General features: G+C 74.6%; 13 protein-coding genes. 8 read left to right on the top strand and 5 right to left on the bottom strand.

Translation table 11 applies throughout. From position 1 onward, the window contains the following. The first annotated feature begins 61 nt into the window (after window positions 1–61). From MQV74_RS31305 to MQV74_RS31290, 4 genes are all read left to right on the top strand, one after another. A complete protein-coding gene (locus MQV74_RS31305) occupies window positions 62–1,069 on the top strand; it encodes a helix-turn-helix transcriptional regulator (protein ID WP_242725398.1) in 1,008 nt (335 codons plus the stop codon). 75 nt (window positions 1,070–1,144) lie between these two features. Next, a complete protein-coding gene (locus MQV74_RS31300) occupies window positions 1,145–1,627 on the top strand; it encodes a DUF456 domain-containing protein (protein WP_242725395.1) in 483 nt (160 codons plus the stop codon). Window positions 1,628–1,766: 139 nt separating this feature from the next. Continuing rightward, window positions 1,767–2,144 carry a PPOX class F420-dependent oxidoreductase gene (locus tag MQV74_RS31295; RefSeq protein ID WP_242725392.1) on the top strand — a complete coding sequence of 126 codons (378 nt, stop codon included), beginning with the start codon at window positions 1,767–1,769 and terminating at the stop codon, window positions 2,142–2,144. A gap of 44 nt (window positions 2,145–2,188) precedes the next feature. Continuing rightward, window positions 2,189–2,392, top strand: a complete 204-nt coding sequence (locus MQV74_RS31290; RefSeq protein ID WP_242725372.1) for a hypothetical protein — start codon at window positions 2,189–2,191, stop codon at window positions 2,390–2,392. Here MQV74_RS31290 and MQV74_RS31285 read toward each other — a convergent pair. Then, window positions 2,382–3,782: a bifunctional transcriptional activator/DNA repair enzyme AdaA gene (locus tag MQV74_RS31285; protein ID WP_242725367.1), complete on the bottom strand. Its 1,401-nt coding sequence runs from the start codon at window positions 3,780–3,782 to the stop codon at window positions 2,382–2,384. The genes MQV74_RS31290 and MQV74_RS31285 overlap by 11 nt on opposite strands. A 190-nt stretch (window positions 3,783–3,972) precedes the next feature. Continuing rightward, window positions 3,973–5,106 (bottom strand): ribosome small subunit-dependent GTPase A, encoded by a 1,134-nt coding sequence (gene rsgA, locus MQV74_RS31280; protein WP_242725355.1) that lies wholly within the window; start codon window positions 5,104–5,106, stop codon window positions 3,973–3,975. A 460-nt stretch (window positions 5,107–5,566) separates the two neighbouring features. Between rsgA and MQV74_RS31275 the strand changes: the two genes are divergently transcribed. Together MQV74_RS31275 and MQV74_RS31270 are read left to right on the top strand one after the other, a co-directional pair. Then, complete coding sequence (locus tag MQV74_RS31275; protein ID WP_242725350.1) at window positions 5,567–8,455, top strand: glycoside hydrolase family 2 TIM barrel-domain containing protein; 2,889 nt, start codon at window positions 5,567–5,569, stop codon at window positions 8,453–8,455. Between the two features lie 70 nt (window positions 8,456–8,525). Beyond that, on the top strand, window positions 8,526–8,939 hold the full coding sequence (locus tag MQV74_RS31270; protein ID WP_242725333.1) for a VOC family protein: 414 nt from the start codon (window positions 8,526–8,528) through the stop codon (window positions 8,937–8,939). Here MQV74_RS31270 and MQV74_RS31265 read toward each other — a convergent pair. Continuing rightward, on the bottom strand, window positions 8,882–9,721 hold the full coding sequence (locus tag MQV74_RS31265) for a DUF6597 domain-containing transcriptional factor (protein WP_242725330.1): 840 nt from the start codon (window positions 9,719–9,721) through the stop codon (window positions 8,882–8,884). The genes MQV74_RS31270 and MQV74_RS31265 overlap by 58 nt on opposite strands. Before the next feature lie 10 nt (window positions 9,722–9,731). Further along, window positions 9,732–10,706, bottom strand: a complete 975-nt coding sequence (locus MQV74_RS31260; protein ID WP_242725327.1) for an AraC family transcriptional regulator — start codon at window positions 10,704–10,706, stop codon at window positions 9,732–9,734. An 81-nt stretch (window positions 10,707–10,787) separates the two neighbouring features. Between MQV74_RS31260 and MQV74_RS31255 the strand changes: the two genes are divergently transcribed. Next, window positions 10,788–11,660 (top strand): NmrA family NAD(P)-binding protein, encoded by an 873-nt coding sequence (locus tag MQV74_RS31255; RefSeq protein ID WP_242725324.1) that lies wholly within the window; start codon window positions 10,788–10,790, stop codon window positions 11,658–11,660. 49 nt (window positions 11,661–11,709) lie between these two features. Here the strand turns inward: MQV74_RS31255 and MQV74_RS31250 are convergent, their stop codons facing one another. Beyond that, a complete protein-coding gene (locus MQV74_RS31250) occupies window positions 11,710–12,840 on the bottom strand; it encodes a YihY/virulence factor BrkB family protein (RefSeq protein WP_242725321.1) in 1,131 nt (376 codons plus the stop codon). A gap of 17 nt (window positions 12,841–12,857) precedes the next feature. Here MQV74_RS31250 and MQV74_RS31245 point away from each other — a divergent pair, with 17 nt between their 5' ends. Further along, a complete protein-coding gene (locus tag MQV74_RS31245; RefSeq protein WP_242725318.1) occupies window positions 12,858–14,492 on the top strand; it encodes an acyl-CoA dehydrogenase family protein in 1,635 nt (544 codons plus the stop codon). Window positions 14,493–14,685: the final 193 nt, after the last annotated feature.

The following is a 14,685-nucleotide window of genomic DNA, read 5'->3' as shown; positions in this document are numbered from 1 at the left end:
TCCGCCAGCCACGGGCACAACGGCAGGAACGCGCCGGAACGATCGGGGAGGGAGCCGCCGCATGCTGGCCGCTATTGGTCTGGACGAGACGCACGAGGCGGCGTACCGCGCCCTCGTGTCGGTCGGGGCGGCCGACGTGCCGGACCTGGCGCGCCGCCTCACGCTCGCCGAGCCGGACACGGAGCGGGCGCTGCGCCGGCTCGAACGGCACGGGCTCGCCGCGCAGGCCTCGGGCCGGGCCGGGCGCTGGGTGGCGGCGCCGCCCGGCGTGGCCCTGGGCGCGCTGCTCACCCAGCGGCGGCACGAGCTGGAGCAGGCGGAGCTCGCGGCGACGCTGCTCACCGAGGAGTACCGGGGCAGGGCGGCGGAGCCCACCGTGCACGACCTGGTCGAGGTGGTGACGGGCGCGGCCGCCGTCTCGCAGCGCTTCCTCCAGCTCCAGCTCGGCGCGAGCCGCGAGGTGTGCGCCCTGGTGACGGGCCGGCCGGTCGCGGTGACCGGCCTGGAGAACGACGCGGAGGAACAGGCGGCGAGCCGGGGCGTCGCCTACCGCGTGGTGGTGGAGCGCGCGGTCCTCGCCGCGCCGACGGGACTGACCGAGATCGCGGAGGCGATGGGGCGGGCCGAGCGGGTGCGGGTCGTGGACCGCGTACCGACGAAGCTGGTGATCGCGGACGGGTCGCTCGCGATGGTGCCGCTGACCACGCGGACGGCGGAGCCCGCGGCCCTCGTGGTGCACGCGAGCGGGCTCCTGGAGTCCCTCACGGGTCTGTTCGAGGCGGTGTGGCGGGGCGCGCTGCCGCTGCGGCTCGGTGAGGACGGCGCGGTGCGCGAGGCCGCGGACGGGCCCGACGGCACGGATCTGGAGGTCCTTTCGCTGCTGCTCGCCGGGATGACGGACGCGAGCGTGGCGAAGCAGCTGGACCTCGGCCTGCGCACCGTGCAGCGCCGGGTCAAGCGGCTGATGGAGCTGACGGGCGTGACGACCCGGCTCCAGCTCGGCTGGCACGCGTACGAACGGGGCTGGGTGGCCCGCGAGGCGGGCGCCCCGCGACCGGGGCGCGCATAGCCGCCGGGCCCGGCGGCACGGGCGCCGGGACTAACGCGACCTGCGGTTTCGCGGCCGCTCCTGCACCCTGGGCAGATGGGAGCGTGGGAGCTCACGCTGGTCGGCGTGGTGATGCTGCTCGGCCTGTGCGGCGTGCTGGTGCCCGGCGTGCCCGGCTCGTGGCTGGTGTGGGCCGGGGTGCTGTGGTGGGCGCTCCAGGACCCGCACGGCCTGGCCTGGGGCGTCCTGGTGGGCGCGACCCTGGTGCTCCTGCTGTCCCGGGCGGTGCGCTGGCAGCTGCCGCCCCGGCGCCTGCGCGAGTCCGGGGCGGGCCGCCTGACCGCGTACGCGGGGGCCGGGGCGCTGCTCGGCTTCTGTCTGCTGCCCGTGCTCGGCGCCGCGCCCGGGTTCGTGGGCGGGATGTATCTGGCGGAGCGGCTGCGGCTCGGCGGGCGCGGCGAGGCCGTGACGGCGGTGCGCACGGCCCTGCGGGCGGGTGGCTGGAACGTGTTCGTGGAGCTGTACGCGTGTCTGCTGATCGTGGGGGCTTGGGTGGGCGCGGTGCTGGCGAGGGGGTGACGGGGCGGGGCCGCGCGGACTCCCCGAGCCCGAACCCCGGGCCCTGACGGGAGGCCCGGGGCCGCCACCCGGGCCCCGCGCCCGCGACGTGGGCCGACGCGCCGGTGCGCACGCCGGATCCGCGTGCCAGCCTCACCCCATGACCGAATTCAGCGCGGCCGAGCGCGCGTACCTGAAGTCCCAGCGTCTGGGCAGGCTCGCCACCGTCGATCCGAACGGGCAGCCGCAGGCCAACCCCGTCGGCTTCTTCCCGCAGGACGACGGCACGATCCTCATCGGCGGCTACGCGATGGGCACCACGAAGAAGTGGCGCAACCTCCAGGCCAATCCGAAGGTGGCGCTGGTCGTGGACGACATCGTGAGCGAACACCCGTGGCGGGTCCGCGGCGTGGACGTACGCGGCGAGGCGGAGCTGCTCACCGGCCCGCACGAGCTGGGGCCGCGACTGAGCGAGGAGCTGATCCGCATCCACCCGAAGCGCATCCACAGCTGGGGCCTTGAGGAGGACGCGGGGTGACGGTGAGTCAGGAGGCGTGAGGGGCGGCGCAGTTGGGGCGGAGGGTGGCGACGGCTCGGCGGGCCGGGCCCGCCCCCGGGCCCACCGGGGGCTCCGGAGGCGGCGGGTCCGACGCCCCGTCCCCCACCGGCGGCAGCCTCGCCGCCACCGGCCTGACGGTGACGTCGGCGGCGGCCCTCGCGGCGGGCCTCGTCGTGACGGGCTGGTACGCGCGGCGCCGCGCCGGACGGGCCCGGCTCAGCCGGTGACCGAAGGCTCCGGCGGCCCTGCCGGCTCCGTACGCGCCTGAGCGCGCAAGTGCCGCACCGCGTACGACCGCCAGGGCCGCCATGCGTCGTCCACCCGCTCGCCGGGCGGGGCCACGTCCGGGTCACCCAGGGCCCGCATGCGGATGACGGCCGCCGCCGTCGCGTCCACGCCGTCCACGGCGCGCAGCCGCCGCTCGGCGTCGTCGCGGTCGGTGCCCGCGTCCAGGCGTACGACGCCCTCGGCGAGCGCGGCCGCCAACGGCAGCCGGTCGGCCAGGGCCGCGGGCCCGGGGAAGACGTGCGTGAGGCCGCCGCACGGGGACGGCAGCGGCGTGCCGTACTCCGTCACGAGCCGCGCGGCGGCCTCCCGGCCCACGGCCGCGCGGATCGCGAACTCCTCGGGGTCCGCGGCGCCCGGCGAGCGCAGACCGGGCCGGGCGCGCACGAGCGGCGCGAGGCGGGGGTGCGTGCCGAGGCGGTCGTCGACGGCGTACGGATCGGCGTCCAGGTCGAACAGGCCGCGCAGGCGCTGGACGGCCGTGGTCAGGTCCCGCAGGTCCGTGAGGTGCAGCCGGGCCTCCAGCCAGCCGCTCTGCCCGGCGTCGCCGCGCCTGCGCGGGTCGCGCTCCTCGACGGCCACGATGCCCGAGGCGTGCGGGAGGCGCAGCGTGCGCCGGTAGGTGCGGGTGCCGCGCTCGCCGCGTACGTCCTCCACGCCGGGCAGCGCCTCGTCGGCGAGCAGGTCGAAGGCGGCGACGGCCTGGTAGGGCCCGCGGTAGGCGAGGCGCAGCGGGATGCCCGCGGCGGGCGTGGCCCGGCCGCCGCCCCCCTTGGGCGCGGCGGCGCGCAGCGCGGTGGGCGTCAGCGCGTACACGGCGCGGATGGTGTCGTTGAACTGCCGCACGCTGGCGAAGCCCGCCGCGAACGCGATCTCCGTGACGGGCAGGTCGGTGGTCTGCAGCAGCACCCGCGCGGTGTGCGCGCGCTGCGCCCGGGCGAGCGCGACGGGGCCCGCGCCCACCTCGGCGGTGAGCTGGCGCTGCACCTGCCGGGCGCTGTACCCGAGCCGCACCGCGAGCCCGCCGACGCCCTCGCGGTCCACGACGCCGTCGCCGATCATCCGCATGGCGCGGCCCACGACGTCCGCGCGCACGTTCCACTCCGCGGACCCCGGCACGGCGTCCGGACGGCACCGCCGGCAGGCCCGGAAACCCTGGCTCTGCGCGGCGGCCGCCGTCGGATAGAACTTCACGTTCTGCCGCTTGGGCGTGACGGCGGGACAGCTCGGCCTGCAGTAGATCCCCGTCGTGGACACGGCGAAGAAGAACTCCCCGTCGAACCGGGCATCGCGGCTGCGGACGGCTTCGTACCTGGTATCGAGATCGTTCACACACCCCAGTGTGGGCGGCCCCGGGCACCACAGCTAGCGGAAATCGGACACCACGTTTGCCGTCTCCTCTGTGGGCAGCTGGTCCGCCCGGAGGACGGAACGGGTGGGCACAGCCCCGGGCGCCGAGCAACCGTACGACCGGGGCCCGCCCCGGGGCAGCCGGGAGCACCCCGAGCCCGGAACGGAGGCGCTACCGGAGCCGCCCCCGCTTGGCCTCCATCGCGGCCTTGCCCTCGGCCCCCCGCCGCCGCCACTCCCGGCGCATCTCCGCCCGGACCCGCGCATCCGTCTTCGCGACGATCCGCTGGTTCTCGCGCAGCAGCTTCCGGTAGCTGTCGAGCCGCCGCTCGTGCAGCGAACCGTCCTCCAGGGCGGCGAGCACCGCGCAGCCGGGCTCCGCGACGTGCGCGCAGTCCTGGAAGCGGCAGTCCTCGGCCAGCTCCTCGATCTCGGCGAAGACCTGCCCGACGCCGCTGCCCGCATCCCACAGGCCGACGCCGCGCAGCCCCGGCGTGTCGATGAGCACGCCGCCGCCGGGCAGCGGGATGAGGTTGCGGGTGGTGGTGGTGTGCCGCCCCTTGCCGTCGACGTCGCGGACGGCCTGTACGTCCATGACGTCCGCGCCCACGAGGGCGTTGGCGAGGGTCGACTTGCCCGCGCCGGACTGCCCGAGCAGGACGGAGGTGCCGCCGGAGACGACGGCGGAGAGCACGTCGACGCCGTCCCCGTGCGCCGCGCTGACGGCGAGGACCGGCACGCCGGGCGCGGCGGTCTCCACGTCCTGTACGAGGTGGGCGAGGGAGGCGGCGTCGGGCACGAGGTCGGCCTTGGTGAGCACGACGACGGGCTGCGCGCCGGACTCCCAGCCGAGCGCGAGGAACCGCTCGACGCGCCCGAGGTCGAGCTCCGCGGCCAGGGACACGGCGATGACCGCGTGGTCGACGTTGGCGGCGAGGATCTGCCCCTCGGACCGCTTGGACGAGGTGGACCGCACGAACGAGGTGCGCCGCGGCAGATAGTCGCGCACGTACCGCGGGTCGCCGCCGGGAGCGTCCACGGCCGCCCAGTCACCGGTGCAGATGACCCGCAGCGGGTCGTGCGGCGTGACGTACGTGGTGTCGGCCCGGACGACACCTTCCTCGGTGACGACCAGGTCGCAGCTGCCCCGGTCGACCCGGATCACCCGGCCGGGCAGCAGCCCGCGCTCCGCGTACGGGGCGAAGGCGGCCTCCCAGTCCTCGTCCCAGCCGTACGCGGCGAGCGCGTGGCCACCGGCGGCCGGGAAGGAGGAAGCGGAGGAGAAGGAAGAAGAAGACGAAGACAAGGGGGGAACCCTTCACAAGGGCGGCCCCGGCCCGCGCACGACGGCGCGAAGAGCTCTGATCAGCCGGAGACCACGGAGGTGGATGTGATGACGAACGTCCGAACGCGGGCAGCACCCATCGCAACGACAGCCATTGATCACACCTCCACTCCCGACTCGACCGACGGCGGCCTACGCCGCCGGGGAACGTTCAGGACTCTAGACCCGCCCGCCGAAGCCGCGCCACTTCTTTTTCCGCCCGCCCCTGAGCCCGTTCCTGGGCCCGTCCCTGGGCCCGTCCCTGGAGCCGCTCCGGGCCCGTACCCGCACCCGCCGTCGGCCCCTCCGTCACCCACCCGCCCCCACCCCGCCACCCACCCGTCACCGACCCCCCGCCCGTCCAAGCGGACCGGCAGAAATCCAACAACGCCCGGGGCGAAATGATTGAGTGGGCCCGGCCCGGCGCGTTCTGATGGGGGGTATGGAGCTCCCTTACCACGAGGACGTGTCCCCCGGTACCGGCGGTCTGCCGCCCCGTGCGTGGTACGCGGGGTCGGACGCCGCCGTGCTCTCGCTGAACGGAAGCTGGCGGTTCCGGCTCTCGCCCGGGGCCGCGGACGAGGACGAGTCGTTCGCCGCCGACGGGTTCGACGCGGCGGCCTGGGACGAGGTCGTGGTGCCCGGGCACTGGGTGCTGCAGGGCCACGGCGCGCCGATCTACACCAATCAGATGTATCCGTTTCCCGTGGACCCGCCGCGGGTGCCGACCGAGAATCCGACGGGTGACCACCTGCGCGGCTTCGACCTGCCCGATGACTGGCCCGCCGACGGCGGGGCGACGCTGCGGTTCGACGGGGTCGACTCCTGTGCGCGGGTGTGGCTCAACGGCTCGCTCCTGGGCGAGTTCAAGGGCTCGCGCCTGCCGCACGAGTTCGCGGTGGGCGCCCTGCTGCGGCCCCGCGACAACGTGCTCGCCGTGCGGGTGCACCAGTGGTCGTCGGGGTCGTATCTGGAGGACCAGGACCAGTGGTGGCTGCCGGGCGTCTTCCGCGACGTGACGCTGCTGCACCGGCCCGAGGGCGCCGTGCGCGACCACTTCACGCACGCGTCGTACGACCACCGCGACGGGACGGGCACGCTCCGCGTGGAGTCGGACGTGGCGGGGCGCGTGACCGTGCCGGAGCTCGGCGTCGACGTCGCCACCGGCGAGAGCGTGACCGTGGCCGTGGAGCCGTGGTCGGCGGAGCGGCCGCGCCTGTACGACGGGGTCCTCACCACGCCGGGCGAGCGGGTCCCGCTGCGCATCGGGTTCCGTACGGTCGCTCTCCAGGACGGGCTGATCACCGTCAACGGCCGGCCGATCCTGTTCCGCGGCGTGAACCGGCACGAGTTCCACCCGGAGACCGGCCGCGCCGTCGACCTCGACACGATGCGCACCGACGTCCGGCTGATGAAGCAGCACAACATCAACGCCGTCCGCACCGCCCACTACCCGCCGCACCCCGCCTTCCTCGACCTGTGCGACGAGCTCGGCCTGTGGGTCATCGACGAGTGCGACCTGGAGACGCACGGCTTCACGATGCGCCGGTGGCGCGGCAATCCCGTCGACGACGAGCGCTGGACCCCGGCCCTCCTGGACCGCGCGGCCCGCACCGTGGAGCGCGACAAGAACCACCCGTCGGTCGTCATCTGGTCGCTCGGCAACGAGTGCGGCACCGGGCGCGGCCTGACCGCCATGGCCGAGTGGATCCGCGACCGTGACCCGGGGCGCCTGCTGCACTACGAGGGCGATCCGTCGTGCGCGGACACCGACATGTACTCGCGCATGTACGCCGACCACGCCGAGGTCGAGCGGATCGGCCGCCGCGAGGACGGCGGCCCGGGGGCACGCCGCGAACTCCCCTTCATCCTGTGCGAGTACGCGCACGCGATGGGCAACGGCCCCGGCGGACTGAGCGACTACCAGCGCCTCTTCGAGACGTACGAGCGGCTCCAGGGCGGGTTCGTGTGGGAGTGGGCCGACCACGGCCTGAAGCACCCCACGCTCGGGTACGCCTACGGCGGGGACTTCGGCGAGGAACTGCACGACGGGAACTTCGTCTGCGACGGGCTGTGCTTCCCGGACCGCAGGCCGTCGCCGGGCCTGACCGAGTACAAGCGGGTGATCCAGCCGGTGCGGTTCGCGTACGACGCGGACACCGGCACGGTCCGGGTGACCAACCTGTACGACTTCGCGGACCTGGCCGAGCTGTCCTTCGAGTGGACGTACCACTGCGACCGCGCGGACGACGACGTCCCGTCGGTCTCCGGGCCCCTGGACGTGCCGCCGGACCTCGGGCCGGGCGAGAGCGTCGAGCTGAAGCTGCCCGATCCGCCCGCCGCCGCGCGGGACGCCGAGACCTGGCTGCACCTGTCGGCGCTCGTCTGCGAGGAGACCAACTGGGCGGCCCTCGACCACGCGGTGGCGTTCGCCGACTTCCCCGTCACCGCGCGCCCGCCCGTGCCGGTCGCCACGGGTGCGCGGCCGCGCCGCCGCGGCTACGACCTCACCCTCGGGCCCGGCCGCTTCGACGTGCGCACCGGCGAGCTGCGCGGCATCGGCGACGTCACGCTGACGTCCGCGCCCCGCCTGGACGTGTGGCGGGCGCCCACCGACAACGACGACGGCGCGCCGTGGCAGCCCGACACCCGCTACGGCCCGCTCTGGCGCACGCTCGGCCTGCACCGCATGCACCACAGGCTCGACGGCCTCGACGTGGCCGAGGACGCGCTGACCGTGCGCACCCGCGTGGCGCCCGCCGCCCGTGACCTCGCGCTGCGCGCCGTGTACCGCTGGACCTCCGACGGCACCGCCCTGCGCCTGGCCGTGTCGGTGACGCCGGAGGGCGACTGGGAGGTGCCGCTGCCCCGGCTCGGCGTGCGGGTCGGGCTGCCCGCGGCGTACCGGCGCGCGCACTGGTTCGGCAGCGCGGGCGAGGCGTACCCGGACACCCGGGCGGCCGCCCGGATGGGGTGGTGGTCGTCGTGGGTGGAGCAGTTGCAGACGCCGTACCTGCGGCCGCAGGAGAACGGGGCCCGCGCGGACGTGCGCTGGGCGGAGCTGCGTGCGGGCGTCGACGGGCCGGGGGTGCGGATCGTGGGCGACCCGGCGTTCTGGTTCACGGCGCGCCCGTGGAGCACCGAGGAGCTCGACGCCGCCGCGCACCGCACCGACCTCGTGCCCGGCGACACGGTGTGGGTCCATCTGGACCACGGCCAGCGCGGCATCGGCACCCAGTCGTGCGGCCCCGGCGTACTGCCGCAGTACGAACTGCGCCCGGCCTTCGCGGAGTTCGCCCTCACCTTCTCGGCGGCCGGGCCTAGCCGGTGAGAGGAGGCCCGTCAAGGGGGTGTCCGTTTCCTTCAAGACGGGGCGCGGGCACCCCTCCTACGCTCCCGGTATGAACAGCGACAGCAGCAGCACACCCCGCGTCACGCCCCGGCTCGACCTGATCGGCGTCGTCACCTCCGACATGGCGGCCTCGCTCGCCTTCTACCGCCGCCTCGGCCTCGTCTTCGCGCCCGGCTCGGAGGAGGCGCCGCACGTGGAGACCACCCTGCCGGGCGGGCTGCGGGTGGCCTTCGACACGGAGGCCACCATCCGGTCGTTCCACCCGGGCCGGCGGCCGCCCGCCGGGGCCGGGCGGCTCGGGCTCGCCTTCCACTGCGGTACGTCCGGGGGCGTGGACGCGGTGTACGAGGAGCTGGTGGCCGCGGGGTACCGCTCGGAGCTCAAGCCGTTCGACGCGCCTTGGGGTCAGCGGTACGCGGTGGTGCTCGACCCGGACGGCAATGAGGTTGATCTGTTTGCTTGACCTGCGGGTTCGTCGTGGCTGAGCGCGCCGTTCCCCGCGCCCCCGGGAGTACTGCCGCGCAGCAGCGCTCCCAGGGACAGGCCCGTCAAGTTCTTTACCTCGCGCGCCAGATGGGCCTGGTCGGCGAAGCCCGCGACGGCGGCGGTCCCGGCCTGGCCGAGGCCGCCGCGGGCCAGCGCGAGCGCCCGCTGGAGGCGCAGCACGCGCGCCAGCGTCTTGGGGCCGTAGCCGAAGGCGGGCAGCGCGCGGCGGTGCAGCTGGCGGGCGCCGAGCCCCACGGCGGCGGCCGTCTCGGCGACGCCGCGGCCCGCGTTCAGCTGCGCGACCACGCGCGTGAGCAGCGGGTCGGGCGCCGGGGCGCGGTCCGCGCGCTCGTGCGCGAGGAGCTCCAGTGCGGCCACCGGGTCGGTGGCGGCGTCCACGCGCGCGGTCAGCCGCCGGACCTCGGCGCCGCTCCACAGGTCGGCGAGGTCCACACGCCGGTCCCGCAGCTCGTACGCGGGGACGCCGAGGAGCGCGGGGGCCGTGCCGGGAGCGAAGCGGACGCCCACGTACCGGCCGGGAGCCGTGGCGTCGGGCGCGTAGGCGCGGGTGTCGGGGCCCGCGACGAACAGCCTGCCCTCGGTCCACAGCAGGTCCATGCACCCGTCGGGCAGGACGGCAGAGCCGCCGGTGAGGGCCCCGGCCTCGGACCTCTTGGTCCACACGACCGCGCCGGGCAGCAGCGTCGAGCGCCGCTCGGCGTACCCGGCGGCGCCCTCGCCCCGCTCCCCCGCAGCCATGGTTCCCAGGCTACGCCGCGCCCGTGCGGTGCTCCTGCGGGCTGACGCCGTACACCCGCTTGAAGGCGCTGGACAGCGCGAACGCGCTGCCGTAGCCGACCTTGCGGGCGATCGCGGCGATGGTCTGCTCGCTGTCGCGCAGCAGGTCGGCGGCGAGCGCGAGCCGCCAGCCGGTCAGATACGTCATGGGAGGCTCGCCCACGAGCTCGGTGAACCGGCGGGCCAGCGCGGCCCGTGACACGCCCGCCTCCGCGGCGAGCGAGGCCACCGTCCAGGCGTGCGCGGGATCGTCCTGGAGCAGCCGCAGGACGGGGCCGACCACCGGGTCGGCGAGGGCCCGGTACCAGGCGGGGGCCGCCGCCTCCGGGCGGGAGAACCACGCGCGCAGCGCCGCGATGAGCAGCAGGTCGAGCAGGCGGTCGAGGACCACCTCCTGGCCGGGCTCGTCCTTGCCGATCTCCTCGGCGAGGAACGGCGTGAGCGGGCAGTCCCACACCTCGGTGGGCAGCACGAGCAGCGGCGGCAGCGCGTCCAGGAGCCGCGCGGTGATCTCGCCCTGCATCTGGTACGTCCCGATCAGCATCTGGACGGGGCCACCGGGCTGACCCCACTCGCGCAGGCCGAAGCCCGCGTAGTGGCCGTCCGGCGCGCCGTTCAGGGGGGCGCAGGCCTGGCCGGGCCCGATCTCCGCGAGGGGCGCGGTGTCCCGCTCGCCCGCGACGCGGTAGGGGTCGGGGCCGCGCGCGATGGCCACGTCGCCGGGGCGGACGCGCTGGGGGGCGGCCGGGGCGGCGCCCCGGCCCGCCCCGCCCGTCCCTGTGGCCGGACCTTCGGGGACGATCCAGGCGTCGCCCTTGACCATGATCATGACCGAGACCGGTGCCTCGTCCGCGATGCGCACGGCCCAGGGCGGCTCGAAGCACGCCCTGATCATGAAGGCCCCCCGTGCGCGCGGGCCCTCCAGCAAGCCTGCGAGTACGTCCATGGGGGGCAGCGTAGACGCACGCGCATGCGGGTGAGTTCCTGACGGATGGCCGTGGGGTGCGGGCGGCAGTTGACTGAGGGCATGACGACGAACTCGCAGCACACGACGGACGACCCGACCTCCGACGCCGCTCTGACGGTCCTCGTGACCGGGGCCACCGGACGCACCGGAAGCCGGGTCGCGCAGGCCGCACGCGCGGCGGGGCACACCGTGCGCGCCGCGTCCCGCTCCGGTGAGGTCCACTTCGACTGGCACGAACGCTCCACCTGGGACGACGCGTTGCGCGGCGCCGACGCGGCCTACCTCACCTACTTCCCGGACGTCGGCGCGCCCGGCGCCGCGGACGCCGTGGGCGCGCTCGCCCGGCGGGCCGCGGAGCTCGGCGTGCGCCACCTCGTCCTGCTCTCCGCGCGCGGCGAGGACCAGGCCCGCGCCACGGAGCACTCCCTCGCGGAGTCGGGGGTCACCCGCTGGACGGTCGTACGCGCCAGTTGGTTCGCGCAGAACTTCAGCGAGGGCCCGCTCGTCGACGGCCTGCGGGCCGGGGAGCTCGTCTTCCCCGCCGGGGAGGTCCTCGAACCGTTCGTCGACGTACGGGACATCGCGGACGTGGTGGTCGCGGTGCTCGCCGCCGGTGAGCGGTACGCCGGGCGGATCGTCGAGGTGAGCGGGGCGCGGCTGCTCTCCTTCCGGGACGCGGTGGCGGAGCTGTCCGCGGCGATCGGAAAGCCGCTCGTCTATGTGCCGGTGGGGGCGCGCGAATACGGTGCCGTGCTCACGGACTTCGGCGTTCCGGAAGAAGAAGTGGAATTCCTGATCGAGCTTTTCGAGACGAATCTGGACGGGCGCAACGCGCACGTTTCCGATGGGGTGCGTGAGGTGCTCGGGCGGGAGCCGAGGGAATTCAGCGCGTTCGTGCGCGAGGCGGCGGACGCGGGGGTCTGGAAGGCGTGACGCGGCCCCCGCGCCGACCCGTCGGACGGGGCCCCAGGGGCCCCAGGCCCTAGGGCTCGGGTGAGTCGTCCCGTTTGGCGTGGTGGGCCCGCAGGCGGCCCGAGAGGTCGTCCGGGGGCAGGAAGCGGGACCAGCGCTCGGGGAACTCCGAGGGCATGTCGAGGTCGTCGGGGTCCTCCTCGGCCCGCGCGGCGGCGGCCCGCGCGACGAGCTCGGCCGCCTTGGCCTCCTTGACCCGGTCCTGCGCGGCCCGCGCCGCCGCCGTCTGGAGCGACGGCCAGACCCGGTCGATCGCCGCGTTGACGGCGGCGCCGACGAGGACGGCGAAGGCGGACACGCCGATCCACAGGAGGACGGCGACGGGCGCCGCGAGGGAGCCGTAGATGGTGGGCCCCTCCACCGTGCTCGTCAGATAGATGCGCAGCAGGAAGCTGCCGAGCACCCACATGCCGAGCGCGATGAGCGCGCCCGGCATGTCCTCCACCCAGGGCGAGCGCACCGGGACGGACACGTGGTAGAGCGTGGTCAGGAAGACGACGGAGAGCAGGATCACCACGGGCCAGTACAGGATCTGCACGACCGTCGTGGAGCCCGGGACCAGCTTCACCACCGCGTCCGGACCCGCCACCATCAGCGGCAGCGCCACCGAGCCGATGACGAGCGCCACGAGGAAGAGCCCGAAGGCGAGCAGCCGGGTCTTGACGATGCCGCGGGCGCCGTCGAGCCCGTACATGACGGTGATGGTGTCGATGAAGACGTTGACGGCGCGGGATCCCGACCACAGGGCGAAGAGGAACCCTATCGACACGACGTCCGGGCGGCCGACCTTCATGACGTCCTCGAGGATCGGCTGAGCGATCTCGCGCACGCCCTTCTCGGACAGGATCGTGCGGGACGCCTCCAGGATGTTGTTCTCGACGCTCTCGATGGTGTGGGCGCCGGTCCACCGGTCCACGTACGCGAGCAGCCCGATGAGGCTGAGCAGCAGGGGCGGCACGGACAGCAGGGTGAAGAACGCCGCCTCCGCCGCGAGCCCCAGGATGCGGTACTCGATGCAGGAGTTGACGGTGTCCTTCAGGAGCAGCCAGGCGGTCCTGCGCTTGGAGACGTTGCGGTAAAGAGCGCGGGCCCGGTTCCAGCGGCCCGGTGGGCGCCCGGGTGTTTCTTTTGCCTGGTGCACCTCCTTACCGTAGCGGCATGGCAGCCACCACCCACACAGTGACCAACCAGGCTCCGCCCCTGGTGGGATATGACGTCTTCACGTGCGACCGGGCTCTGGCCGAGGGGGTCGAACGTCATCTCGACCCGGCACTCCTCGACGGCGCCCGCGCGGAGCTCTCGTTGCTCGGGCGCACCGCGGGATCCGCGCAGGCGCAGGAGTGGGGGACGCTCGCCAACGAGAACCCGCCCGTTCTGCACACGCACGACCGTTATGGGAACCGTGTCGACGAAGTCGCCTTTCATCCGGCGTGGCACCGGCTGCTCGGCAAGGCCGTCGCGGCGGGCCTCACCTCCGCCTGGAGCCGGCCGGGCGGGCACGTGCGGCGCGCGGCCGGGTTCCTGGTGTGGACCCAGGCCGAGGCCGGGCACGGGTGCCCGGTGTCGATGACGCACGCGGCGGTCCCGGCCCTGCGCACCGACCCGGCGCTGGCCGCCGAGTGGGAGCCGCTCCTGACGTCCACGGTGTACGACGAGGGGCTGCGGCCCGCCGCGCAGAAGGCGGGCGCCGTCTTCGGCATGGGAATGACGGAGAAGCAGGGCGGAAGCGATGTCCGCGCGAATACGACGCGTGCGACGGCGCTTTCCGAGGACGGCACGTACGCACTCGTCGGGCACAAGTGGTTCTGTTCCGCTCCCATGTCCGACGGATTCCTGGTGCTCGCCCAAGCGGAATCCGGTCTCACCTGTTTCCTCGTTCCCCGAGTTCTGGCCGACGGTTCACGGAACGCGTTCGCGATTCAGCGCTTGAAGAACAAACTCGGAAACCGCTCCAACGCCTCCGGCGAGGTCGAGTTCGACGGGACCTGGGCGCGGCGGGTCGGGGAGGAGGGGCGCGGGGTGCGCACCATCATCGAGATGGTGGCGGCGACCCGGCTCGACTGCGTGATCGGCTCGGCGGCGCTGATGCGCCAGGCCGTGGCGCAGGCCGTGCACCACGCCACGTACCGGGAGGCGTTCGGCGGCAGGCTCGTCGACAAGCCGCTCATGCGCAACGTGCTCGCGGACCTGGCCCTGGAGTCGGAGGCGGCGACGACGCTCGCGCTGCGCCTCGCGGCCGCGTACGACGACGGGAGCGAGCGCGAGCAGGCCTTCCTGCGGCTCGCGGTGCCCGCCGCCAAGTACTGGGTGACCAAGCGGTGCACGCCCCTGGCCGCCGAGGCCCTGGAGTGCCTGGGCGGCAACGGCTACGTGGAGGACTCGGGCCTGCCGAGGCTGCTGCGCGAGTCGCCGCTGAACTCGATCTGGGAGGGCTCGGGCAACGTCCAGGCCCTGGACGTGCTGCGCGCGCTCCAGCGGGAGCCACTGGCCCTGAACGCGTTCCTGGAGGAGGTGGGCGCGGCCCGCGGCGCCGACCACCGCCTGGACGCGGCGATCAAGAACCTGCTGACCGAGCTCGCCGACCTGGAGGGCATCGAGGGGCGGGCGCGGCGGCTCGTGGAGCGGATGGCGCTCGTGCTCCAGGGCTCGCTGCTCGTGCGGTACGCGCCGCCCGCCGTGGCGGACGCGTTCTGTGCCTCGCGGCTCGGCGGGGACTGGGGCGCGGCGTTCGGCACGCTGCCGCACAGCCTGGATCTGGGGGCGGTCGTGGAGCGGGCGGCCGTGCACCTCTGAGAGGCGGCCGCGGGCCGCTGAGCGGCCCTGTCACGGGGGTGGTGCTGCGCCGACACGGCACCACCCCCGGTCTTCAGGTCCCCGTCGGGACGGGCGCCGCGCGAAGCGGCGTGCTGCCAAGTTTTGGACACCGCACGACTGTTCGCCAGAGTTGCAGGGGGTTGCAACTCCGGTCTTCAACAACACGGCCGAG

Source organism: Streptomyces sp. AN091965, from assembly GCF_022698285.1.
GTDB lineage: Bacteria > Actinomycetota > Actinomycetes > Streptomycetales > Streptomycetaceae > Streptomyces.
Note: the sequence above shows the minus strand (reverse complement) of the source record. Positions and strands in the feature narration are given on the sequence as shown.